The sequence below is a fragment of the Burkholderia arboris genome (genome assembly GCF_038723655.1).
In the GTDB taxonomy this organism is placed as follows: Bacteria; Pseudomonadota; Gammaproteobacteria; order Burkholderiales; family Burkholderiaceae; genus Burkholderia; species Burkholderia arboris.
Window position 1 is genome coordinate 1686543 of record NZ_CP109822.1, and the last position, 24972, is coordinate 1711514.

Annotated in this window: 17 protein-coding genes; 11 read left to right on the top strand and 6 right to left on the bottom strand. The window is 65.0% G+C overall.

Translation table 11 applies throughout. From position 1 onward, the window contains the following. Positions 1–73: 73 nt before the first annotated feature. On the bottom strand, positions 74–1069 hold the full coding sequence (locus tag OHZ10_RS24915; protein WP_059237071.1) for a LysR substrate-binding domain-containing protein: 996 nt from the start codon (positions 1067–1069) through the stop codon (positions 74–76). 588 nt (positions 1070–1657) lie between these two features. Here OHZ10_RS24915 and OHZ10_RS24920 point away from each other — a divergent pair. The 9 genes from OHZ10_RS24920 (at position 1658) to OHZ10_RS24960 (ending at position 17025) form a co-directional block, all read left to right on the top strand. Then, positions 1658–3073, top strand: coding sequence for a circularly permuted type 2 ATP-grasp protein (locus OHZ10_RS24920; protein WP_059237070.1), 1416 nt, complete (start codon positions 1658–1660; stop codon positions 3071–3073). A gap of 64 nt (positions 3074–3137) precedes the next feature. Then, entirely contained in the window at positions 3138–4079 is a 942-nt protein-coding gene (locus OHZ10_RS24925) for an alpha-E domain-containing protein (protein WP_059237069.1), read from the top strand. Positions 4080–4088: 9 nt separating this feature from the next. After that, positions 4089–5066, top strand: coding sequence for a transglutaminase family protein (locus OHZ10_RS24930; RefSeq protein ID WP_342705968.1), 978 nt, complete (start codon positions 4089–4091; stop codon positions 5064–5066). Between the two features lie 93 nt (positions 5067–5159). Next, positions 5160–8573, top strand: coding sequence for a transglutaminase family protein (locus tag OHZ10_RS24935; RefSeq protein WP_342705969.1), 3414 nt, complete (start codon positions 5160–5162; stop codon positions 8571–8573). Positions 8574–8775: 202 nt separating this feature from the next. Continuing rightward, a complete protein-coding gene (locus tag OHZ10_RS24940) occupies positions 8776–11382 on the top strand; it encodes a circularly permuted type 2 ATP-grasp protein (RefSeq protein ID WP_059237066.1) in 2607 nt (868 codons plus the stop codon). Further along, complete coding sequence (locus OHZ10_RS24945) at positions 11376–12404, top strand: transglutaminase family protein (RefSeq protein ID WP_256086517.1); 1029 nt, start codon at positions 11376–11378, stop codon at positions 12402–12404. The genes OHZ10_RS24940 and OHZ10_RS24945 overlap by 7 nt, the downstream gene beginning before the upstream one ends. Positions 12405–12847: 443 nt before the next feature. Continuing rightward, positions 12848–15046 (top strand): T6SS effector phospholipase Tle3 domain-containing protein, encoded by a 2199-nt coding sequence (locus OHZ10_RS24950; protein ID WP_342705987.1) that lies wholly within the window; start codon positions 12848–12850, stop codon positions 15044–15046. Continuing rightward, positions 15043–16524 (top strand): virulence factor, encoded by a 1482-nt coding sequence (locus OHZ10_RS24955; RefSeq protein WP_342705970.1) that lies wholly within the window; start codon positions 15043–15045, stop codon positions 16522–16524. Before OHZ10_RS24950 ends, OHZ10_RS24955 begins: the two co-directional genes overlap by 4 nt. A gap of 228 nt (positions 16525–16752) precedes the next feature. Continuing rightward, entirely contained in the window at positions 16753–17025 is a 273-nt protein-coding gene (locus OHZ10_RS24960; RefSeq protein ID WP_048251347.1) for a hypothetical protein, read from the top strand. Positions 17026–17102: 77 nt separating this feature from the next. Here the strand turns inward: OHZ10_RS24960 and pip are convergent, their stop codons facing one another. After that, a complete protein-coding gene (pip, locus tag OHZ10_RS24965; protein ID WP_059237063.1) occupies positions 17103–18035 on the bottom strand; it encodes a prolyl aminopeptidase in 933 nt (310 codons plus the stop codon). A 328-nt stretch (positions 18036–18363) separates the two neighbouring features. On the opposite strand from pip, the gene OHZ10_RS24970 reads away from it, so the two are divergent. Next, a complete protein-coding gene (locus OHZ10_RS24970) occupies positions 18364–19515 on the top strand; it encodes an acyltransferase (protein ID WP_342705971.1) in 1152 nt (383 codons plus the stop codon). A 28-nt stretch (positions 19516–19543) separates the two neighbouring features. On the opposite strand, the gene OHZ10_RS24975 is transcribed toward OHZ10_RS24970, so the two are convergent. Beyond that, complete coding sequence (locus tag OHZ10_RS24975; RefSeq protein ID WP_342705972.1) at positions 19544–20362, bottom strand: multidrug ABC transporter ATPase; 819 nt, start codon at positions 20360–20362, stop codon at positions 19544–19546. Positions 20363–20653: 291 nt separating this feature from the next. Here OHZ10_RS24975 and OHZ10_RS24980 point away from each other — a divergent pair, with 291 nt between their 5' ends. Further along, positions 20654–20887: a hypothetical protein gene (locus tag OHZ10_RS24980; protein WP_011549124.1), complete on the top strand. Its 234-nt coding sequence runs from the start codon at positions 20654–20656 to the stop codon at positions 20885–20887. Positions 20888–21197: 310 nt separating this feature from the next. Here OHZ10_RS24980 and OHZ10_RS24985 read toward each other — a convergent pair whose 3' ends face one another. From OHZ10_RS24985 to OHZ10_RS24995, 3 genes are all read right to left on the bottom strand, one after another. Next, positions 21198–21491 (bottom strand): toxin-antitoxin system YwqK family antitoxin, encoded by a 294-nt coding sequence (locus OHZ10_RS24985; RefSeq protein WP_081051923.1) that lies wholly within the window; start codon positions 21489–21491, stop codon positions 21198–21200. 1497 nt (positions 21492–22988) lie between these two features. Beyond that, on the bottom strand, positions 22989–23729 hold the full coding sequence (locus OHZ10_RS24990; RefSeq protein ID WP_174991878.1) for a hypothetical protein: 741 nt from the start codon (positions 23727–23729) through the stop codon (positions 22989–22991). Between the two features lie 169 nt (positions 23730–23898). Beyond that, positions 23899–24768, bottom strand: a complete 870-nt coding sequence (locus tag OHZ10_RS24995) for a hypothetical protein (protein ID WP_155627200.1) — start codon at positions 24766–24768, stop codon at positions 23899–23901. Positions 24769–24972 lie beyond the last annotated feature (204 nt).

Genomic DNA, 24972 nt, shown 5'->3' on the forward strand with positions numbered 1-24972 from the left:
GACTGCGGCGGGAGTGCCGATTGCTGTCGAAAGGGCACTCGCGCGGCGAATCCGCACCGCGCGCATGCATAAGTCAGCGGCTGCCGCCGGCGATTCGCCGCGCGGTGCGCATCGCCGGCGCGGCGGCTTGCTCGGCGGCGACCGCACCTTCGACCGCCGCGCGTGGCCGGTTCATGATGTAGGTCCACAGCTGCTCGGCCGCGAGCCCGCGCTGGCGTGCCGATCGATACAGGCGGATTTCGAGTTCGGTGATCCAGTCCCCGGCGCCCGCGCACACGAGCGTGCCATCCGCGAGCTCCTTCGCGACGCAGCTCTCCGGCAGCCAGCCGATCCCGTGACCGGCCACGACCATCCCTTTCAGCGCCTCGGACATGTGTGTCTCGAAGCAGCGGTGCAACACGTAAGGCTCGGTCGCATTCAGCAGCAGCATCTCGACGATGTTGCCGAGAAACGCGCCCGACGAATACGCGAGCAACGGCAGCGGGGCATCGGGTGTGCCGGGCAGCTGGAACACGGGCTTGCCGCGTGCATCGGGTGTCGATACGGGCAGGATCCGCTCGACGCCGAGGCTGACGAACGGGAAGTGGTTCGGGTCGAGCACGATCGGCAGTTGCGGATGGTGATAGCCGAGCAGCAGGTCGCATTCGCCTTCGACGAGTTGCTGCACGCCTTCCGGCACGTTCACTGCGTTCACGCGTGCCGTGACGTGGCCGACCTCGCCGTTGAGTTGCTTGAGCCATTCGGGAAACAGCGTGAACACGAGCGTATGCGCGACGGCGAAACGCACGACCTGGTCGCTGGCCGCGAACTGGTCATAGCCGTTCACGAGATTGCGCGCCGCATACATGCTGCGCAGGATGTCCGCGGCGAGCCCGCGGAACATCTGGCCGGCCGGCGTCAGCGCGACCGGATTGATGCTCCGGTCGACCAGCTTCGCGTCCATCCACGTTTCGAGTGCGGCGATTCGTCTGCTGAATGCCGACTGCGTGAGGTGCCGGTGACGTGCGGCCCGGGAAAAGCTCTTGGTATCCGCAAGGCTCAGGAAATCTTCCAGCCACTTTGCTTCCATTTCGATCGTCGCTTTTTATAGTCGGGCGCCTGAGGGCGGCGGCACCGTGTGCTGCACCAATTTTCTAGCGTACCGCGCCTCGCGTGGGTCGGCGCGATGTTTTTTTTCGATGGGTGTCAGTCGAAATATGCATGAGCGTTGTCGGCGGGATTACGGCTGCATAGCGTTGAGGTGCCGGACCCGGCTAACCGGACAGTTCACAGCGTCGAATTGCCGGCGCGCCGCAGACGGTACTTCCCCCAGGGCCGGCTGCGCTGGATGCGTGCCGGCCCGCCTCCATCGCGGCGGTCCGGTGCCCGGTCGCGCCGTTTTTTTGTGCAGTGCAGATTGCACAGTCGTGACACGCGGGGGAACTATGTTTGAAAGACGCGGCGCAGCATCGGCCGTGCGCGCTCGCGGCGCATGCGGGCGCACGTCGCGTCGGGCGCTGCACCGTTGTGGTGCGCAATGCCGCGCGGGCGTGCCTGGCGCGGCGCAAAAACGGGGGGATATCGAGGAGATTGCGCAAGGCACGTTCCTTGCGACGCATTGATTACGCCGGTCCGGCATGCGCAATGCCGGGGAAAACGATCGATGGAGAAAAGATCGATGAAGCCATTCGATGAAATGCTGCAATCCGGCGACATGGTAAGGGCGCCTTACGCGCGCCTGAAGCAATGGCTCGACACGCAGAATCCCGCGAGCCTCGCCCAGAAGGCCCACGACGCGGAGGGCGTGTTCCGCAAGACTGGCATCACGTTCGCCGTCTACGGCGACGCGGAGGCCGCCGAGCGGCTGATTCCGTTCGACATCGTCCCGCGGATCATCTCGGGCGCGGAATGGAGCCGGCTGTCGCTCGGCATCGAGCAGCGCGTGATGGCGCTGAACGCCTTCCTCGACGACATCTACCACCGGCAGGAAATCGTGCGCGCGGGCATCGTGCCGAAGCACCTGATCGCGCACAACGAAGCATTCATCCCGGAAATGATCGACTTCCGGCCGCCCGGCAACGTTTACACGCACATCATCGGCGTCGACATCGTGCGCACCGGCGAGAACGAGTTCTACGTGCTGGAGGACAACGCGCGTACGCCGTCCGGCGTGTCGTACATGCTGGAAAACCGCGAGACGATGATGCAGCTCTTCCCGGAGCTGTTCCAGCAGGTGAAGGTGCGCCCGGTCGAAACCTATCCGCAGATGCTGCGCCAGTCGCTCGCGGCCGTGTGCCCGCCGGGCGGCAACGCCGACAACCCGACCATCGCCGTGCTCACGCCCGGCATCCACAATTCCGCGTACTACGAACATTCGTTCCTCGCCGACCAGATGGGCGTGCACCTCGTCGAGGGCAGCGACCTGCAGGTGATCGACGGCCGCGTCGCGATGCGCACGACCGAAGGGTTCCGCCCGATCGACGTGCTGTACCGCCGCGTCGACGACGCGTTCCTCGATCCGCTCACGTTCCGCCCCGATTCGGTGCTCGGCGTCGCGGGGATCATGGACGTGTACCGCGCGGGCAACATCACGATCGCGAATGCGCCGGGCACGGGCATCGCCGACGACAAGGCGATCTACTCGTACATGCCGGAGATCGTCGAGTTCTACACGGGCCGCAAGGCGCTGCTGGAGAACGTGCCGACCTGGCGTTGCGGCGAGGCCGACAGCCTGAAGTACGTGCTCGAGCATCTCGACGAACTGGTCGTGAAGGAAGTGCACGGCTCGGGCGGCTACGGGATGCTGGTCGGGCCGTGCGCGTCGAAGGCCGAGCTCGAGGCGTTTTCCGCGAAGCTGCGCGCGCGCCCCGCGAACTACATCGCGCAACCGACGCTCGCGCTGTCCACGACACCGATCCTGACCGACGCCGGCCTGGCGCCGCGCCACGTCGACCTGCGGCCGTTCGTGCTGGTGTCGGACCGGATCCGCATCACGCCGGGCGGGCTCACGCGCGTCGCGCTGAAAGAGGGATCGCTCGTCGTCAACTCGAGCCAGGGCGGCGGCACCAAGGACACCTGGGTGCTGGCCGACTGAGCCGGACGCGACCGCGCGCGCCGGAGCCGGCGCGCCAACCGAACGAAGACGGAGTGGACACGAGATGCTTCTGGGACGTACTGCAAGCGGTCTCTACTGGATGTACCGCTATATCGAGCGCGCGGAGAACATCGCGCGCATCGTCGATGCCGGGCTGCGGATGGCGCTCACGCGCACGTCCGACGCGCCGGCCGAATGGTCGTCGGTGCTCGTCAGCTCGGGCACCGACGACGGCTACCGGCAGAAATACGATGCGTATGCGGCCGATACCGTGACCGACTACCTGCTGCGCGACCGCGACAACCCGTCGAGCGTGCTGGCGTGCATCGAGGCCGCGCGCTCGAACGCGCGGATGGTGCGCACGGCGCTGACACGCGAGGCGTGGGAGAGCGTAAACGGCGCGTGGCTCTCGCTGCGCCGCGCGCTTGCGCAGCCGGTGCCGGAGAGCGAGCTGCCGGCCGTGCTCGACCAGGTGAAGCGCGAAACCGCGCTGATCCTCGGCAGCTTCTACAGCACGATGCTGCGCAACGAGATCTTCGATTTCGCGCAGATCGGCGCATTCATCGAACGCGCGGACAACACCGCGCGGATCATCGACGTGAAATACCACCTGCTGCTGCCGTCGGTGTCGCACGTCGGCACGATCCTCGACAACTACCAGTGGGAGACGATCCTGCGCTGCGTCGCCGCGCACCGGTCGTACCGCTGGGTGTACGACGTGCAGTACAAGCCGATGAACATCGCCGACTACCTGATCCTGAACGGCCGCATGCCGCGTTCGCTGCGCTATTGCTACGGGCGCGTCGTGTCGAGCCTGAACCTGCTCGCGAAGGATTACGGCGTGACACACCCGTGTCACGACACGGCCACGAAGATCCTGCAGATGCTGTCCGATACCTCGGTCGAGCGGATCTTCAAGAGCGGCCTGCACGAATTCCTGACCGACTTCATCGGCCGCAACAACAGCCTCGGGCTCGAAATCGCCCAGGCTTACAACTTCGACTGAGAACTTGCCATGCGACTCGCCATCCGACACATCTCGCGTTATCAGTTCGACGATCAAGCCACCCATGCGCTGCAACGGCTGCGGCTGCGCCCGCAGTCGGGCCCCGGGCAGACGGTGCGCGCGTGGCAGGTCACGATCGACGGCGTCGAGCCGTCGCTGTCGTACGCCGACGGGCTCGGCAACCGGATCGATCTCGTGCGTCACGACCGCGGTGCGAAGGCCGAGATCGTCGTCATCGCGGCCGGTGTCGTCGAGACGCAGGACCGCGCGGGCATCATCGGGAATCCTGAAGGCTATGCGCCGCCGTGGATCTTCGAGCGCGAGACCGCGCTCACGAAGGCGGGCGATACGGTACGCGCGCTCACGGAAGCGCTGCCGATCGAGCCGCTCGGCCTCGACGCATTGCACTGGCTGATGACGGAAGTGCACGGCCGCATCGCATATGCGCCGAACCTGGCCGCCGACGCGCCCGTCGACGCGGAAACCGCGCTGCAAAGCGGCGAGGGCACGAGCCGCGACCATGCGCATGCGTTCATTGCCGCCGCGCGTGTGCTGAAGATTCCCGCGCGTTACATCTCGGGCTACGTGCTCGCCGACAGCGCGATGCAGCGCATGGCCGATGCGAAGCAGAACACGGGCGACGTCGAGGAGGAGGAAGCGCTCGCGCTGCAGAGCGGCGAGGGCATGCAGCAGGCGCTCGGCGCGTCGCACGCCGCGCAATCGCAAGGGATGCCGCAACCGGCGCTCGGCGCGCAGCCGCAGGCTGCCGCGCTGATGCAGCAGCCGGCCGGCCATGCATGGGCCGAGGCGTATGTGGAAGGGCTCGGCTGGGTCGGGTTCGATCCGTTCATGAACCGCTGCCCGGACGAGCGCTACGTGCGCATCGCGGCCGGCCTCGATTATCGCGACGCGCAGCCGGTGACGGGGCTCGGCGCGACGGCCGTCGGCGTCGAGATCAGCGTCGTGCAGACGCCCGAGCTCGTCTGACCCGGCGCACGCTTTCGCCGAATCCGCCATGCCGGGCCGCCGCGTCGAGTGCGACGCGGCGTGCGCGGCCGGCCCAACCCGAACCGAGCTCCCATGTCCATCCACGTCGCGCTGCATCACACCACCCGCTATCGCTACGACCGGCTCGTCAATCTCGGCCCGCAGGTCGTGCGGTTGCGGCCCGCGCCGCATTGCCGGACGCCGATCCTCGCGTATTCGATGACGGTCGAGCCCGCGCAGCACTTCATCAACTGGCAGCAGGATCCGTTCTCGAACTATCTCGCGCGGCTCGTGTTTCCGGAGCGCACCGAGCATTTCGAAATCACGATCGATCTCGTCGCCGAGATGTCGGTGTACAACCCGTTCGACTTCTTTCTCGAAGCGAGCGCCGAGCAATACCCGTTCAGCTATGACGACGCGCTGAAGACCGAGCTCGCGCCGTATCTCGCGTGCGATCCGCAGACGAGCGCGTCGACGCTGTTCCGCACGTATCTGGACGGTGTCGACCTCACGCCGGCCGGCACCGTGAACTTCCTCGTCGCGCTGAACCAGCAGCTGCAGCGCGACATCGGCTATCTCGTGCGGATGGAGCCCGGCGTGCAGACGCCCGAGCAGACGCTCGAGCTCGCGTCCGGATCGTGCCGCGACAGCGCGTGGCTGCTCGTGCAGCTGTGCCGTCATCTCGGCATCGCCGCGCGTTTCGTGTCGGGCTACCTGATCCAGCTCACGCCCGACGTGAAATCGCTCGACGGCCCGAGCGGCACGTCGGTCGATTTCACCGACCTGCACGCATGGTGCGAGGTCTACCTGCCCGGTGCCGGCTGGATCGGTTTCGACCCGACGTCGGGCCTGCTTGCCGGCGAAGGGCATATCCCGCTCGCGTGCACGCCGCAGCCGACGAGCGCCGCGCCGGTCGAAGGGCTGATCGACGAATGCGAGGTGTCGTTCGAGCACGAGATGGGCGTGACGCGCGTGTACGAATCGCCGCGCGTGACGAAGCCGTATACGGAGTCGCAATGGGGCGCCGTGCTGGCGCTCGGCGCGCAGGTCGACGGCGCGCTGGCGGCCGGCGACGTGCGGCTCACGCAGGGCGGCGAGCCGACCTTCGTGTCGATCGACGATCGCGACGGCGCCGAGTGGAACACCGATGCGCTCGGCCCGACCAAACGAGGCTACGCGACCGAACTCGTGCAGCGGCTGCGCGCGGAGTACGGCGACGGCGGTTTCCTGCACTTCGGGCAGGGCAAGTGGTACCCGGGCGAGCAACTGCCACGCTGGGCGCTGTCGATTTTCTGGCGCGCGGACGGCCAGCCCGTGTGGCACGATCCGTCGCTGTTCGCCGACGAGCGCGAGCCGTCCGCGTATACGACCGGCGACGCGAAGCGCTTCATCGATGCGCTTGCCGCGCGGCTGAACCTGACCGGCGAATTCATCCGGCCCGGCTACGAGGATGTCTGGTACTACCTGTGGCGCGAGCGCCGGCTGCCCGTCAACGTCGATCCGTTCGACTCGCGACTCGACGACGAGCTCGAGCGCGCGCGGTTGCGCAAGGTGTTCGATCAGCAGCTCGACAGCGTCGTCGGCTACGTGCTGCCGGTGAAGCGTGTGGACGATGCACCCGGCCTCGACGGGCCGCGCTGGCAGACGGGCCCGTGGTTCTTCCGCGACGAGCGGATGTACCTCGTGCCGGGCGATTCGCCGATGGGCTATCGGCTGCCGCTCGATTCGCTGCCGTGGGCCGCGAGTGCCGACTATCCGTATCTGGTCGAACGCGATCCGTTCGCGCCGCGCACCGCGTTGCCGGAAGCCGCCGCGATCCGTGCGCACTACGCGGGCCCGGCCGACGCGCCGCGCTACCTGTCCGGCGTGCATCGCGAAGCGTCCGCGCAGACGGTCATGCAGCGGCGCAGCGACGGCACGGCCGCGGGCGGTCGAGCCGCCGCGCACGATCCGCAGCGCCGGCCCGAGCGCTTCGAATCGGCCGCGTGGATCACGCGCACCGCGCTGTGCGTCGAAGTGCGCAACGGCATCCTGTACCTGTTCATGCCGCCGCTCGCCGCGCTCGAGGATTATCTCGACCTGCTCGGCGCGATCGAGCTGACCGCGCACGCGCTCGGCGTGAAGCTCGTGCTCGAAGGCTATCCGCCGCCGCGCGATGCACGGCTGAAGCTGCTGCAGGTGACGCCCGACCCCGGCGTGATCGAGGTGAACATCCATCCGGCCGCGAGCTTCGACGAACTCGTCGACCACACCGAATTCCTGTACGACGCCGCGTGGCAGTCGCGGCTGTGCAGCGAGAAGTTCATGGTCGATGGCCGCCACGTCGGCACCGGCGGCGGCAACCACTTCGTGCTCGGCGGCGCGACGCCGGCCGACAGCCCGTTCCTGCGCCGCCCGGATCTGCTCGCGAGCCTGATCGCGTACTGGCACAACCATCCGTCGCTGTCCTACCTGTTCTCGGGGCTGTTCATCGGACCGACGAGCCAGGCGCCGCGGGTCGACGAGGCGCGCAACGACCAGCTCTACGAACTCGACATTGCATTCGCCGAGATCCAGCGCAACAAGCTGCTGTTCGGGCAGGACATGCCGCCGTGGCTCGTCGACCGCGTGCTGCGCAACCTGCTGATCGACGTGACGGGCAACACGCACCGCAGCGAGTTCTGCATCGACAAGCTGTATTCGCCGGATTCGTCGACGGGCCGGCTCGGCCTGCTCGAACTGCGCGCGTTCGAGATGCCGCCGCATGCGCGGATGAGCATCGTGCAGCAACTGCTGCTGCGCGCACTGGTCGCGCGTTTCTGGGCCGCGCCGTACACGACGCCGCTCACGCGCTGGGGTACCGCGCTGCACGACCGCTTCATGCTGCCCGAGTTTCTTCAGATGGATTTCGACGACGTGCTGGCCGAACTGCGCGATGCCGGGTTCGCGTTCGATCCGGCGTGGTTCGCGCCGCACTTCGAATTCCGTTTCCCGCTGTTCGGCCAGATCGCGGTGAACGGCATGCAGCTGTCGCTGCGCGGTGCGCTGGAACCGTGGCACGTGACGGGCGAGGAGGGCGCGCCCGGCGGCACGGTGCGCTACGTCGATTCGTCGGTCGAGCGGCTCGAAGTGCGCGTGACGGGGCTGAACGACAACCGGCACGTCGTGACCGTCAACGGCCGCGCGCTGCCGCTGCAGCCGACCGGCACCGTCGGCGAGTACGTCGCGGGGGTGCGCTACAAGGCGTGGTCGCCGCCGTCCGCGCTGCATCCGACCATCGGCGTGCATGCGCCGCTCACGTTCGACATCGTCGATACGTGGCTGCAGCGCTCGCTCGGCGGCTGCCGCTATCACGTCGCGCATCCGGGCGGGCGCAACTACGCGACGTTCCCGGTCAATGCATACGAAGCCGAGAGCCGCCGGCTCGCACGCTTCGTCGAGATGGGGCATACGCCGGGGCGGATGGATGTCGCGGCGGCTGCGCCGAGCCGCGAGTTCCCGTTCACGCTCGACTTGCGGCGGCCTTGATCCATCGATGACGGGGCGGACGACGATGCGCGGCTCGCGACCTCCCGGCGGCCTCGCCGGAATGCTAGGATGCGGGCAGATTGCGGCCGCGCACCGCAGCAGCTTGCCGCCGGTGCGGCGGCGCGCGTGCGCGGTTGCACCCTGACGACGGAACGACATCGTGCCGCCCATTGACACCGATCATCTCGCCGCCCCCGACGCGATGCCCACGCTTTTCGATTCCGGCGCGCAGCCGGACGCTGCCGAACTGGCCGCCGCGCTTGCGGCGCCGGCGGCGGCCGGCCGTTACGACGAACTGCGCGGCAGCGCCGCCGGCCTGAACGCGCCTGCGCTCGCGCCCGCATGGCGCAGTTTCTTCACATCGATCGGCAGCGACGGCGTGGCCGACCTCGATCGCCGCGCCGACGCGCTGCACCGGCGCATGCGCGAGAACGGGCTGTTCTACCAGCTGCACGAGCAGCGCGCGGGCGACGGCGCGGCCGGCCCGTGGTCGCTCGACCTGCTGCCGCTGATCGTCACGCCCGAGGACTGGGTCGCGATCGAGCGCGGCGTGCTGCAGCGCGTGCGGCTGCTCAACGCGACGCTGGCCGACCTGTACGGGCCGCAGACGATCCTGCAGCGCGGGCTGCTGCCGCCTGCGCTCGTCACCGGGCATCCCGGCTACCTGCGCGCGATGCGCGGCGCGCGCGTGCCGGGCGACACGTGGCTGCACGTCGTCGCGTTCGATCTCGCGCGCGGCCCGGACGGGCAGTGGCGGATCGTCGCGCAGCACACGCAGGGCGCGGCCGGGCTCGGCTACCTGCTCGAAAACCGGTTGATCGTGTCGCGGCTCTTTCCGCGCGGGTTTCGCGGGCTGCGCGTGCAGCGGCTCGCGTCCGCGTATCGCGCGCTGCTGCAGAGCATGCAGTCGCTCAGCCCGGCCCGCAAGAATTCGCGGATCGTGTTGCTGACACCGGGGCCGCACAGCGCGACGTATTTCGAGCACGCGTATCTCGCGCGCTACCTCGGCCTCACGCTCGTCGAAGGCGGCGACCTGACCGCGCGCGACAACCGCGTCTTCCTGAAGACCCTGCGCGGGCTCGAACCGGTGCACGGCATCCTGCGCCGCGTCGACGACGCGTGGCTCGATCCGCTCGAACTGCGGCCCGATTCGATGCTCGGCGTGCCGGGGCTGCTGCAGGCCGTGCGCGCGGGCAACGTGCTGCTCGCGAACGCGCCCGGCTCGGGCTTCCTCGAATCGCCGGCGATGCTCGGCTTCATGCCGCGCCTCGCGGAAGGGCTGCTCGGCGAAACGCTGACGCTGCCGGCCGTGCATTCGTGGTGGTGCGGCGAGGCGGCTGCCTGCGACGATGCGTTGCCGCAGCTCGCGCGCAGTATCGTCAAGGCATCCTATCCACCCGACGTGCAGGCCGGCGGCGCGTTCGAGCCGGTGATCGGCGCGCGGCTCACGCAGGCACAGCTGGCCGAATGGCGCGCACGTATCCTCGCGCGGCCCGAACACTACACGGTGCAGGCCGACCTGCCGCTGTCGCAGGCGCCGACCTGGCCGCGGCAAGACGCACCCGACGGCAACGGCAGTGCCCGCATCGTGCCGAAGCCGGTGCTGATGCGCGTCTTCGCGCTCGCCGACGGCGCGCAGCGCTGGCGGCTCCTGCCGGGCGGGCTGTCGCGGGTCGGCACGCGCGACACGCTGTTCAATGCGCCGATGCCGCGCGGCGGCAGCACCGTCGATACGTGGGTGATGACCGAGGGCATCGTCGATTCGACGACGCTGCTGCAGACGCACCTCGGCCCTGACGACCTCGTCGAGCGGCCGCGCGCGATCGCGAGCCGTGCGGCCGAGAACCTGTTCTGGCTCGGTCGTTACACGGAGCGCGCAACCAACCTGATGCGGCTGGCGCGCGCCGCGCTCGAACGGCTGCGCGGCGAAGACGACGTCGACAGTCCCGCGCATCTGGAGCTGATCGACACGCTGTGCCGCGACACGGGCCTGATCGCAGCCGACGCGCCGAATGCCGTCGATGCGCCGCGCGCGTTCCAGCACGCGCTCGCGACGTCGCTGACGCGCGGCGCGGATCGCACGTCGGGCATCGCGTCGTGCCTGTTCGGGATGCGCGGTGCGGCTGCCGCGATCCGCGAACGGCTGTCGAGCGATCAGTGGCGGCTGATCGACGATGCGACACAACTGTTCGCGGACAGTGCCGGTTTGCCCGAGGCCGAAGAGCAGATCGGCAACGAGGCGCTGCAGCTGCTGGAGCGCCTCGGCCTGCTGCTCGGCGCGATCACCGGCGCGCAGACCGACAACATGACGCGCGACGACGGCTGGCGCTTGCTGTCGATCGGCCGGCAGATCGACCGGCTGGACTTCCTGTGCAGCGTGCTGAAGTTCGCATTCGACGAAGGGGCGGTGCATCGCCAGGATGGTTTCGAACTCGTGCTGGAGCTGTTCGACAGCACGATCACGTTCCGTTCGCGGTTCCAGCGTGGCTTTGACGTCGCGCCGCTGCTGTCGCTCGTCGTGCTCGATACCGACAACCCGCGCTCGCTCGGCTGGGTCGTGCAGGCGCTGCGCGGCCGGTTGACGAAGGTCGAGCGCAGCGAAGGCTATGCGCTGTCCGAGCTGGCCGAGACGATTCCGGACGTGCCCGCGTGGTCGCTGCACGAGCTGTGCGAAACCGCGGAAGGCGGCCGGCACGACAAGCTGCTCGCCGCGCTCGACACGACCGTGAAAGCGGTCTGGGAACTGTCGAACCGGATCGGCGAGCGCTACTTCAGCCACGTGCGCGAGGCGGGCAGGACGCTATGGTGACAACGAAAGGCGCGGGAAAGGCGCCGCCTGGCGCCGGCAATGCACGACAAGCAGCGGCTGCACCCGCCGCCGTTGCACCCGGCCGGTTGCTGCGCGTCACGCACGACACCGAATACCGTTACGCGGCGCGTGTCGAATCCGCGCAGCACCAGGCGCGCCTGCAACCGCTCGTGACGCCGCGCCAGCAGGTGCTGTCGTTCTCGCTCGACATCGAGCCCGCACCGGAATCGGTCGGCACGGAGATCGACGCATTCGGCAATGCGCGTGCGTCGTTTGCGCTGAACCAGCCGCACGACGCGCTGCTCGTGCGCAGCCGCAGCACGGTGCGCGTGACGCCGCCCGTGTGGTCGCTCGGCGCGCGCGGCGAGCCGCCGCCCGCGATCGCGAATCCCGACGCAAAACGTGCGACCACGTGGGAGGCCGTGCGCGACCGCTTGCGGTTCCGCGCGGGGCAGCCGTACGACGCGGCGAGTGAATTCGTGTTCGCGTCGCCGCACGTCGCGTGCGATCCCGAGCTCGCCGCGTATGCGGCCGCGAGCTTCACGCCGCAGCGGCCGCTCGTGCAGGCCGCCTGGGACCTGATGCGGCGCGTGCACGCCGATTTCGCGTACACGCCGAACAGCACCGACATCACGACGTCGGCGCTCGACGCGCTGCGGTTGCGCAAGGGCGTCTGCCAGGATTTCGCGCACGTGATGATCGGCGCATTGCGCTCGCTCGGGCTGGCCGCGCGTTACGTGAGCGGCTACCTGCTCACGCAGCCGCCGCCCGGTCAGCCTCGGCTGATCGGCGCCGATGCGTCGCATGCGTGGGTCGAGGTGTACGACCCGGCGTGGCCCGAAGACAACGGCTGGCTGCAGCTCGATCCGACCAACGATCGTGCGCCGGGCGACGATTACGTGATGCTGTCGATCGGCCGCGACTATGCCGACGTGACGCCGTTGCGCGGCGTGATTCGCGGCGGTGGCGCGGATCAGGAGCTGAAGGTCGGGGTGACGGTCGAACCGCTCGACGTCGATTGACGCGGGTCTGCAGCGCGGGCTCGCTGATCGGACCGGTCGTTGGTTGACTGCGGCCGGTGGGTGCATATGCCGATGACGGCGACACGAATTTGACAGTCGCAACCTCGTGGCTCGGTAGAGGCTTAGTACTCGACCGTGAGACATGACCGGAATGTCGGATGACATTCGCGGCAATTTAATCAGACGGGTTCAATTTCTTAGGAAAAGAGAAAACTGCACTTGTGCGCTGGTGCGCGGATTTCCGATGATCCGGGTCTACGTTCATGTACGGTCAGCTTGAATGACTGGCGGCAGAACGGCAGAACAACACCGAACCGCGCGCAGGAGCCAGGGTGACCCAGCTTTATCCCGATCTTCAATCGACGACGGCAGAACCCGTCGCACGATCGGTCGATGCAACCGAATCAGGCCGCACCGCGACGTCACGCAAGCCTCCACCGATCATGGTCGGCCGGGGCGAAGGGGTGGCGATGTTGACAAAGGACACCCGGCTGATTTGCATCAAGCAATTGCCGTTGCCCGGTATCGTCATCTTCGTACACGGTGTGAATTCCGAAGGCGAATGGTTCGCGGCATCCGAGCAGGGACTGTGCGACGGCCTGAATCGGCGGCTCGGGCGCCTGGACGATCAACTGAAGTATCGCGGCATCGATGCCGGGCAGTTGAAGCCTGCGAAGTACACGAAAAGCGTGACGCCGGACGGATTCCTGAATCCGAAGCTGCTTGCGGACAACTACGTCAAGCCGGATCCGTCGTTTTCGCCCGTCATCCATTTCCGGTGGGGCTACCGGGCGACAGCCGAAGAGCTGAAAGAGTACGGCGACAAGATTTTCCTGAACGAGAAGGACTATTGGGGCGGCGGTCCGTTCACGAATGGCTGTGCGAGTCTGCCCGATCTTTGGCACGGGGGCCTCGACGATCGCACGGCCGGATGGATGACCGTGCAGGGTATCAATCCGACCAACCGGCCCCTGTATCGCGCGCCGCCCCGCGCGTATGGCGTGCTCGCCGCGTTGCGCCTGGCCCGTCTGATCGAGTCGATTCGTCGAATGCAGGCCGACGTCCCGATTACCGTCGTATGCCATAGCCAGGGCAATATCGTGGGCCTGACGGCCGCGTTCTTCGGCGATGCGCTGCCGGATGCCGAAGATCCCTGGGGACGCAGCGGGCATTGCGTGGCGGACGCCTACGTGCTGGCGAATGCGCCGTATAGTCTGGCGCGCGCAGACGGCCCCAACCCATCCGATACGTTCATGGATACATGGTCGCAACGCGCGACGAAGGACGGCAGCGGCCGTCGCGGACGGCAGACCTACGCCGCGCGCGCGATAACGTTCGGCACGTTTCTGTCGATCGTCGGCACGCGCAAAGCCCACGGGCTACCCGCCAGCAGGATCGATGAAGAGATGGCCAACGAGCGGGTATCACCGACAAGCAACAGGTCTTACGCGACACAAGAGGATCGTGTGCGGTACGGCCTGAATGAATCGACGTATGGGCGCGTCACGGCCTATTGCTGCCCGCACGATCAGGTGATTTCGGCGGTGACGGTGCAAGGCATCGGCTGGCGCGGCATCGGCAAGCACGAACTCGACGATATCGGTGCGGCTGGCGTTCTGACGCAGCGCGTCTTTGCGTCTGGTTTCCCGGTTGGCGTGCAGAAGCCCTACCGGTATTGGGAAGATGACTGGCGGCGCGTGCAGAAGGGAAAGACGTCGGGATTCTGGTATCCGCCTTCGCCACCCGCCAAATTCAATCTCGTCGGTGCGCTCAAAGGGAACGAGACTGTCTGGGGCGTGGCGGCGACGCTAGCAACTGCGCCGCTCATGTTCGTCGTGACCGGGATCAGTTCGGCGTTGAATATGCTCCGCGTGAATGCCGATCCGCCGAAGGGCTGGACCGTGGTGGCGGACGCCCCGGCACTTGACGAGCCGTTCCAGCCGAAGGCGTTGCGGTTCGGCCAGCCGGTCGAAACGAAGGACGGCGACGCGACAAGCGATTTCAACGAAGGCAATGATCCGCCCGCTGCATGGCGCGACGCGAGCAAGACCGATACCGACAAGCGGGCCGACGATCCGTACGATCAGTACAAGGCAAGGAATCAGGACAGCGTCGCGCAAGGGACGGCAGAGAGTGAAGCCGGACAGCGCTATGAGGACCGCGCGCTGATGCGGATGGGGGCGCGGCGGACACTGAACACGGATTGGCTCGATGGCGAAGGCCGCGTGATCGGCGAGGACGGCAAGAGCGCAATGCCCGATGGCTACAAGGAATGGCGCGACAAGCAAATTGTCGATTGGCTCGATCGTGGCTCGACCAACAGCCCGACGAACCACTCCACGACGATGACCAATCCGGAGCATGCTGAAAAGGCGCTTGCGTACGACGTCGCGGTCGGGCTTTGCTATCTGACGCCGGATCAGCTCTACGACTTGCGGATTGAGGCAGATTGGAGGATGGGGGACGGCGTCCCCGATGACAATCCGAACAAGAAGTACTACGACTATTTTGCACGTGGTGAACTTGACGATCTATCGATACAGGATTGGATACATGAGGAGAACAGCGAAGGCAGGATGCCGACCGCAATCGTGGATGAGCGCGAAGGGCAGTTTTATCTGAAGGTCGGTAGGGCGGTATGAAGGCGCTGATCGCTACATGGCCGCGACGTGTCGCTGTTGCGGTCGCAGCATGGACGATCGCGGCCCTGGTCATGGCCTCGCTGATGGCGCACGTAGAACAACCAGATCCAACACAATTGGAAGTAGGAGATTGGATGAAGCGATTTGTCGTTGTGCCCAGCCTGGTGGCGCTCATGGCGTTTCTGTTCACGACGGCCATAGTGCGTTCGGCACATTCCGCACCTGTCCCGGAGCCAGCGTCAAATGCAACCCCGACTGCAGAAGCGCCAGCGAAGCCATTTGTTGCACAGGTTGTCGGCCTGATCTGGTTGAATCCGTTGCAACGCATGGACTACCCAACCGAATGGCAATTGTTGTGGACACAGGGGCTTGCCGCGCCGAATACGAACGATGACATGGTTCGCACCGATCCGAAGTCATTTGCGAAGCTTCAATCAATTGGCGCGCTGGTATACGGTAATCGTGGAACGGAGACGTTCAAGGGTTTCTATCACAAGTACATGTACAAGTTTCCGCTGCTGCTTCGCTCACGCTATGCGAGCAACGCGAAATATTTCTACACGGTAAAACCTGACAATAAACACGACTGGCGCGAATTGGCTGGCATCCGTGTCGAACTTGCCATTCCGGAGCGACTTGACGCAACCGAGTCGCAAAGCTACTTGCGGGACTCAATTCGAAAGACCTTCTCGATCGGTAATCCAAATTTCCCGACGATGTGGAGCAGCGGCACGCTCCCCGATGTACAAATCACGCAAGGCGGTGCGAACGCCGGCTTCACATCGCTGAACAAGGCGTTGGACTACTTGCAGGCGAACCCCGACAAGAGCGTCTGGGTAATGAACTGGGATGCACCGAGCTTCCCGCCCACGGATGCGCAGATCAACGAAAACCTTGTCGTGCTGTTTCTCACGGGCCCAACCTTCAACACCGAGCGCGAACCGCTCGCCTGGATCGGCCGGGCCGCAACCGGCAACTCGCGTGACTTTCCGCCGAAGGTCGGCACGACGCGCATCGTGCAGGCGTGGAAGGCGACCATCGATCAAGCCGCACGCAATGCCGGTGTCGCGGTACCGGACCTCCATTTCATCGTTCACGACGCAGGTACAGGCAGCAATGCATCGTCGGCACGTCTTGCCGCGCTCGCCCAGACCTTGACGGAAACGATTCCCGAATACGACCACTCGAAGCAGTCGTTCAACACGGCCGCACTCCTCGGTGACATGGGTACAGGGAGCGCATTGACCGATGTTGCGCTCGCGATCGGGCGGATCAACCACTATGGCGGAAATGCGCTGGTCGCCGGTACGACCGATCCAGACCATCCGGTTGCGGTCGTCGTTTTGCCACCGTCGACGCTTACGACGATCGATCCGGACAAGGACTGGTTCCGCGCACGCGGCGGAAACAACGCCTACCTGCCGTGGTGGGGACGCCGGCACGACACCGACTACGGCATGCAGGGTTATTCGTGGTGAGTGTTGGCAGTGCAACGGCCGGCTGGTTTGGCTCTCCACCATGCTCGTCCGAGCGGCGCCGGATACCGGGCCGGTGCTTTAAGTCTTCGTTAATACTGCACGCCTAGCATGGTGATGCCGGCGAACGGTCCGGGCCCTGGTCCGGCGCGTCGGCGGCACGCGCGGGTGCGTCGACGTCACGGCGCCGCGCCGTCGCGCGTCACCCTGTCCTTGCAACGGCGGCAGACCATGATCAAGCACTTCGACTACACGCTCGGCAGCGAGACGATTGCACTCTGCGCGAGCTTCGGCGCGGGGCCGGCGCTGCGCCGCGTGCTCGTGAGCCGCGCGGATTCGATGGAGACGCTGGTCGTGCTCGACGCGCGCGGGCTGTCGGGCTTGCTGAAGGTGGCGACCGAAGAACCGGAGGGGCTGCTCGACGACGCGATCCGCAAGGTCGGAGACGAACAACTCGTCGAGCGGGCAATCAGCGGCAGGACGATCGTCGAAACCGCGCTCTGACCGGGCGGCGCGTGGGCGTGCCGGCAGGCACGGCAGCACGCGCCGCGTTGCGTTGCGTTGTGTTGCGCTTGTGCGGACTACGCGGCGAACCTGTCCGTCGCCGCGATCAACGCTTCCAGGATCCCTGGTTCGTTGTAAGCATGCCCGGCGCCGGGCACGATCTCGAACGTCGCCTCCGGCCACGCCTTCGACAGTTCCCACGCGGTGCGTGCGGGCGTTGCGACGTCATAGCGGCCTTGCACGATCACGCCTGGAATGCCGGCGAGGCGATGGGCGTCGCGCAGCAGTTGGCCTTCCTCGACGAAGCCCTTGTTCACGAAGTAGTGGTTTTCGATCCGCGCGAACGCGAGCGCGTAGTGGCCGTCCGCGAAATGCGCGGCGAGCCTGGGATCGGGCAGCAGCGTGATCGTGCGGCCTTCCCAGATGCTCCATGCGCGCGCGGCTTCGAGCTTGGCGACTTCGTCGTCGCCGGTCAGGCGGCGATGATAGGCGGCCATCAGGTCGCTGCGCTCGGCTTCCGGAATCGGCGCAAGGAAGTCTTCCCACAGATCGGGGAACAGCCACGATGCGCCTTCCTGGTAGTACCACAGCAGTTCTGCGCGGCGCATCGTGAAGATGCCGCGCACGATCAATGCGCTCACGCGTTCGGGGTGCGTTTCCGCGTACGCGATCGACAGCGCGCTGCCCCACGATCCGCCGAACACGAGCCATTGCTCGGCGCCGACCATCTCGCGCAGGCGTTCGATATCGGCGACCAGATGCCACGTCGTGTTGTTCTCGAGGCTCGCATGCGGCGTCGAGCGCCCGCAGCCGCGCTGGTCGAACAGCAGGATGTCGTAGCGCTCGGGATCGAACAGGCGGCGATGGTCGGGGCTGCAGCCGGCGCCGGGGCCGCCGTGCAGGAACACGGCGGGTTTGCCGGCCGGGTTGCCGCAGCGCTCCCAGTAGATGCGATGGCCGTCGCCGGTATCGAGGTGGCCGTGGGCGTAAGGTTCGATCGGTGGGTACACAGGCAGGCTCCGGGTGAGGGTCGACAGGGGCCGGGCGAGGCGCGGGCCGGTGCGCGGGCGGGTACGGTACGTCGGGTGTTGCTGCGCCGCAAAAATCGTTGCGTGGGCATCGGTCCGGCCACCGCCGGGCAAGGTTAGTCATTATGCCCATTCGCCGCGCCGGACGTCGGGGCGTTGCAGCGCAGCGTTGCCGCCGGTATTTGCCCCGGGGATTTTTGAAGCAATTTCATTCCGATATTTTTCATACAAAATCCCGGCGGCATATCGGCGTGCCAGTCGGCGCGCCGGCCATCTCCTGCTCCTTTACCGTGCCAACGGGAACCAGCCGATGAACCATCGCGTCACGCAGTTGACCGGGTTGCGCGCCGTCGCGGTCGCGATGGTGGTGGTCGGACACGCCGAGCATGTACTGCCTGGCGGCTATACGGGCTGGCACGCGCCGTTGCGGCTGATCGCCGACGGCCGGCTCGGTGTGCTGATCTTCTTCGTCCTGAGCGGCTTCCTGATTACCAACGTGCTGCGCGCCGAGTTCGCGCGCACCGGCGGCATCGCGCTGACGTCGTTCTATGTGCGCCGCGCGTTGCGGATCTGGCCGGCTTGCTATGTCTATCTCGCGGCCGTCGCGATCGTGGCGTTTGCCGGCTGGTTCGACGTCGATCGCCGGCAGTGGCTGTATGCGGCGCTGCACCTGTGGAATTACTCGGCGTGGTTCGGGCTGAGCGGCGACAACGCGCTGCATCCGGACGGTGCGTGGTATCTCGGCCATTTCTGGTCGCTCGCGCTCGAGGAACAGTTCTACTGGTTCTGGCCGCTGCTGTTCGTGTTCGGCGTGCGTCGCACGGGCACGCGCTGGCTGGCCGCGCTGATCCTGATTGTGCCGCTGGTGCGCGCCGTCACGTACTTCGTTGCACCTGCGCTGCGGGGGCAACTCGGAATGATGCTCCACACCGGTGTCGATCCGATCCTGATCGGCTGCTATGCATCGCTCAACCGCGAACGGCTCGAAGCGTGGATCGGCTCGTGGCGCGGCGAGGCGCGCATCGTGACGGCGCTCGTTTTCATCGTGCTGCTCGGGATGCCGCTAGCCGAGCATCGGCTCGGCGGGTTCTGGAATGCGACGTATGGTGTGACGCTCGAAGCCGCGCTGATCGCGATCGTGATCGTCGTGCTGAATTTCCGCAGCGAGTTCTGGTGCGCTCGCTGGCTGCGCGCGCGGCCGGTGGTGTTCGTCGGCACGATCTCGTTCAGCCTCTATCTGTGGCAGCAGCCGTTCGCGAACCCGGATCTGGCGGTTCCGCACGCGTTTCCGCTTGGCATCGTGTGGGCGCTGCTGGCCGCGACGGCCAGTTACTTCCTCGTCGAGAAACCGTTCCTGCGGTTGAAGGATCGCTATACCGCGCGCGAGGTGCGACGCGTGCGGGATGACGCGTTGCGGATGCCGGCGTCGGGCGATGCGATCGGGCCGAAGGTGGTGGAGTAGGCGGGCGGGGCGGCGGCGGGCCCCAGTCTCACTTGAAGCGCTTCATCGCGGCGGGGGAATACCAGAAGTTTCGGAACATATCGATGCCGTATGACTTGCCGTCGTAACGGACGACCGTGCGTGCAGTGCGTTTGCCCGCGTCCGAGTAGTCGTTGTCTTTGCGTTGGCTCCTGGTGATGTGTGCAGTGATCGACAGATCTGCGAAACCGTGGCTGGCGGTCTTTTCGACGGCGATCGTCATGCGGGCGTCTTCGCTGACCGCGTCACCCAAACTGGCGCTGCAAGCCGCGCCTTCAACAGAGACCCAGCCGTAGAGATTGGTGCCGAACACCGGACGGATACGGTTGCCTTCGCGCACCCACAGCGTCAATTCTTCGCTGGCGTCGGCATCGGGACAGCTCGGCCCGCGCGCGCTGCTCGTGAACACGACGCCGAATGCGCGCACCTCGGGAGACAGCCGGTACGGCGCCGTGTCGATTCGATAGCTGTTCTCGCCGATCTGGGTCGCTGCGTCTTCCTGAACCTCCGACCGCTCAGCTGCCACGACCTTGCCGCCTTCGACTAACGCGATGATCTGCAGCTTGCTGCTTTCGTCCGGGTTCTTGCTCTTTGGCAGCGAATCGAACGCAACGGCCGCGATCGTCGTTTCCGGCGCGTTCGGCATGACCTTGCACGCCGACGCGACGACGAGCCGGTCCGCGTCGCGCGTGGCGATACGGGCGCTGGCGATGCCGGCCCAGCGGGCGATGGTCGTGACGGTGTCGTCGCCGCACGGCTGGCTGTCGGCGGCGTGAACGACGGGGGCGGCGGCGAGCGCCAGTAATGGGGCGAAGCGCAGGATTCTCATTGTCGCGATCGGAAATGTTTTTTCATGGATGTTCGTGGGTGTTGCCTGCCGACCCTGAATGGCCCTTTAGATTTATCCAAAGCGGCCAATCGTTGTGACCTGCAGCGGGATTTTGTAGCCACGCTCGATGAGTATCTTGGCCTCGGCGCGACTGCGGAATCATTCCCGATTAAATCGCTTCTCCCACAGCGTGCCGTTGGAACCTTCAACGGAGTCGTTCTGCCAAGGGCGGCAAGAATGGACACAGCGTGTACGATCTGGTCTTCAAGAAAACCATCCAAGGAGAGAGGAATGAATCCGGAACAGGCCCGAGCCGAAGAAACCCAGGCGATGGAGCGCATGGTGGCCGCCACGCTGCGCGTGCAGAGTACGTTCGCCTCGATGCAAAAGCAATTTCCGCCGCAAGGCAGCGGCGAGCCTTCGCCGTTCGCGCTGCAAACCTTCGATGCCGCCCTGCAGGAACTTGAAGACGCACAGGCCGCGTTCGATGCGCTGCTGAACGATCTGATCGACGGTAACCGCTAAAGGCTACGCCCTTACCTTGTCTGCACCGATTGTCGACGATCTAAAAAGCAGTGTCGAACGGCCGTTTGTGGCCGGCAGCAGCCGCTTGCCCCCCAGCACCTGGCCGGATGGCAAACTTCGGACGATCCCGTCCAGCCCACTGGTAAACTCGGGCAGCCAAAGCAACTTTCCCCGGTCACATGAGCACGCAACCCGCAGCAGCACGTGCACCCGTCACCCCAATGATGCAGCAGTACCTGCGCCTTATCTGACAAAGGTTGGCGTAGAAAGTTACGCTGAGACCTACGCTCGCCGCTGTCGAGATCGGCCGTCACTTCATCTCGCGTTGCCCTTCAGCATCCCAATACGTCCAGTTCTCGGCTTCGGTTCCGTGATCGTAGTCCCCAAGGGCGGCTAGTTGTCCGTTTGGATGGAAATCCTTCCAGACTCCGTGCTCAACGCCGTGTTCGTAGGTTCCTTCAGACGCGAGAGTGCCGTCCTCTCTGTATTCAACGAAGAGGCCGTGCCGAATCCATCGCCGCCCATCAGCAGCCATGTATCTGCTGTAGCGGTATCTCAGCGCACCGCTTGGATACAAAACTTCCGCGATATTCAATTCCGCCATTGCGCCCCCCTTACCTACATCTGACGAGCGAGCTCATCATTGCTTTTCGCGATCCAGAGAAAGATCCATCCGAGCCCCCCGAAGATAACTTGAAATAGGATCACACCTGTAACTAGAACCGGCCACGGATCTCGACGGTGGATCATTGATACGGCAGCTAGTACAAGCGGAAAGCAGATCAGGCCCCATCCTAACAGACGTGCATTTCGTGCTCGTTCACGCACTCGTTGAGCCGTGAGCCCGCTTGCCAGGGCAAACTGAGCGCGGTTCAGACCTTGCGCCCGCGACTTGCGCCAACTATTCCATCGAACTATCGCCGAAATCAGGATTGCGGCGACGAAACCGAGTTGTCCGATAGAGGGTCCATTAGCGTTCATGATGGGAAAGTAGGCAGCCGTGCAAGCCGCCGCGTTGACTCGATGATGCAATTCTTGCCGATCCGGTACCGATTGTCGAATTGCCTTAGTTGGCCAAATGACTAGATTCGCGCGGCGCAGTCAGTGCCACTGGTAAACTCGGGCAGCCAAAGCAACTTTCCCCGGTCACATGAGCACGCAACCCGCAGCAGCACGTGCACCCGTCACCCCAATGATGCAGCAGTACCTGCGCCTTATCTGACAAGGTCCGACGCACAAAGCTACGCTGAAACCTACGCCCGCACTTTTATGGATGGGCCGCTACCGACCCGTTACGGTCCTTCGGCGCCATCAAGCTTTGGGTATCCTTGATCCGCAAAGCGGACGATCACGATTGGTGGGGCCGGGAATGCCCGGTAAGAAAGGTTTCCTCTCGCCCGAGCGAGTCATCGCCCCAACACCGCTCCAGTGTTCGGCAACATGCACCCGACGAAGCGATTCATGGCGAGTGCATCCTAGCTCCACGGAATATGCGCGATACCTTCCGATTTATCTTCGTCGTAGTCATTTTCTTTGGTTCCGGGCTCCAGGCTGTGCGGTGGCTGTCCGGCTGGAAGGATCTTGAGCCGTACAAGACGAGGCGGGATGCCCCGAACGAAAGGCAAATCTCCAATGGATCCTATCGCTGGGTTTCATGCCGAATAAAATGGACCAGCTTCGCTGTGGCCGTTGAACTCTATCCTCAACACTTATGGCTACGACCCAGCTTTCCATTGAACTTGCGACTTCCCGCGATCTCCATACCCTGGGATGCCATCAGCGCATCACAAAGACAGGTGTTCTTTTTACGCACGGTCACGTTACGTATCCACGGTTGCGCTACTGGGTTGCGCTTTTACGGCGCGGTAGGCCAGCGAATTCTGGCTGAAGTTGAAGCACAAAGGGCAAGGAGTATCGCGCCTAAACCTGATAATCGCGTCGAGGGTCGCACAGGCTTTTGAATTTGCTGGCATCCTGTCGAATGATCGCTTTCAGTAGGAGCCGGGTGCTGCCACGGGTAAGTCCAGCGGCTGCTCCTGGCCGGCAGGCGACGGCGAGATCGATGCAGCCGACCAGGTGGGATCGCGACTAGTCCTGGCGATTAGTCAGCTCGGTGCCACCGACCTGACTTGTCACACACGCTGACTCTTTCATCATTCAGCCGGACTTGCTCCTCATTTACCTTCAGCGAGGTCGAAAGATCAATGTCGAAGGCGACATTGAGTGCCTGCCTGACATGGATGGCCTCAACGGGAAGCTCCCAGGTCAGGAATAGCTGAGTGCAATCCTGGTCGGGTGGGAAGTCGTCCACGTCAAAACCGCTGCTGCCGCGCCGAATGACGCCATGAGACTGGCAGGTATCGAATATCAGAACCGAACCGCGGGTCAGGGGGATTCGAAGACCCAACGACGGAAAGTGTACGTCCTGACCCTTATCCTCGCTCAGGAAGAGATTGCAGAAGGCTGCGCCGCCATACTGCTCTCCGTCGTGGTGATACCTCGCGCCGCGGCAAGCCATGAGCGCGACGTCACTGGAGGCAAGTACTCCGGGCAGTCCAAGCTTGCTCGCCCAATCAGCCACTGCCTGCACGCAGTGCGAGTAGTCCGGCCAGCGCGCTCGTGCTCGTGCCAGAGGTAACGCCTCAACATCCCCAGGTTCCAGGGTCATGCGGGACGAAATCTCCCTGGCCCAATCCGCGAGCAGACGCGCCGGCGGCTCTGGCACGGCGACCGTGCCGGACAGCACGATGTCACTTACGCGCCGACTGCGGATGGCGTCGCCGCTCCAGAAATAGGAGGTGAGGACGTTTTGGGGCTGGGGTTGCAGGGAAGGGTCGCTCATTTGTTGCAGTGTAAAGCGGCTACCTTGGTCGCCGTGCCATCTCGCGCCAGCGAATGGCGCTTCCCGACCCAAAGCAGACGTCGTGCATTGCGCATGTTCAACTACACCCCGTCAAACGGGCCAGTGGCGGCGCCCGCGGGGTTAGGAGGCGCATGCTCGACCTGAGCGCTCACCTAAAGACGTCCGCCAAGCGGATCCAGTCTGGACGCGGCGCCATAAACGGTTCGTGGTTTAGAGGAAGGACGGGGACCTCGTTGTTCCCAAACCGGTGCCGCGAGTTGAGCACCTGTCGATACACGTTGTAGACGCCCAAACCACCGTTCACCGGCAAGACGATGTTGAAGTACATGACGATGGCTACGACGCGCTTCGTTCCGCGCAGGAAGTCGAGCGCAGCTTGCTCCAGTATCGCAATTAGCGGCTTGATGTCGCCGTCGGGCGCCCAGGATTGCGGAAACTTGAGGAAGAATGCTCCCATTTGATCATTTGGCAGCTGTGTGCGCCCAGCTTTGAGGGTGTTCAGGATCGCGCTCGCACTGGGGGTGAGGTTGCTCTCAACTTTGCACTTGACGTCCGCACATACCTTGCCCGCTGGCGTCACGATCTCCAGGTCGTAGCTGCTGCCGCGGGGGCCGCCAGGTGTCACGAAATTGAACTGCGAACCTGCCAAAGCCAGCATCTTGCCCACCTCAAGCTCGGCAAAGCGGTCTTCGATGTGGCCCGACTTCATCGCGCGGAGAACGTCGATCAAGCCCGGAACCTTCTGAAGGTTGCTGATGGTCTCGGCGAGATCAACCACGCGTGCGCGATGCAACGCCTCGTCTCCAGCTGCCGCCTCGAGATTGCGAAAGAAGGGGGATTGATCATCACTGGCTAGTACGTGACGGTCCACCCAGCCGTTGCCAAAGGTCGAGTTCAGGACTCTCACCGCCAAGGTATAGACGTGGTTCGCCGACGACTCGTTGGGCAGCGCTTCACGCACCTCTCTTGCGTACTGGCGGAACTGTTCGATCATTGAAGGCAGCGGCGGCGATGTCATGTCATTCTTCTGGAAGGAAGATGAGCGGATTCTCCTCGACGCTCATCTGGAGGTACATCCGGCAGCATAACTCGCAATGACAGTTATGCCCCTGATGTCTGCTTTTGGACGAATGGCGACAGCGTGTCTCATCTCCCGCCGAAATTTGCGAAGAACAAGAAAAAAGGCCCTTGCGGGCCTTTCATAGACGAAGGCACGAGCAAC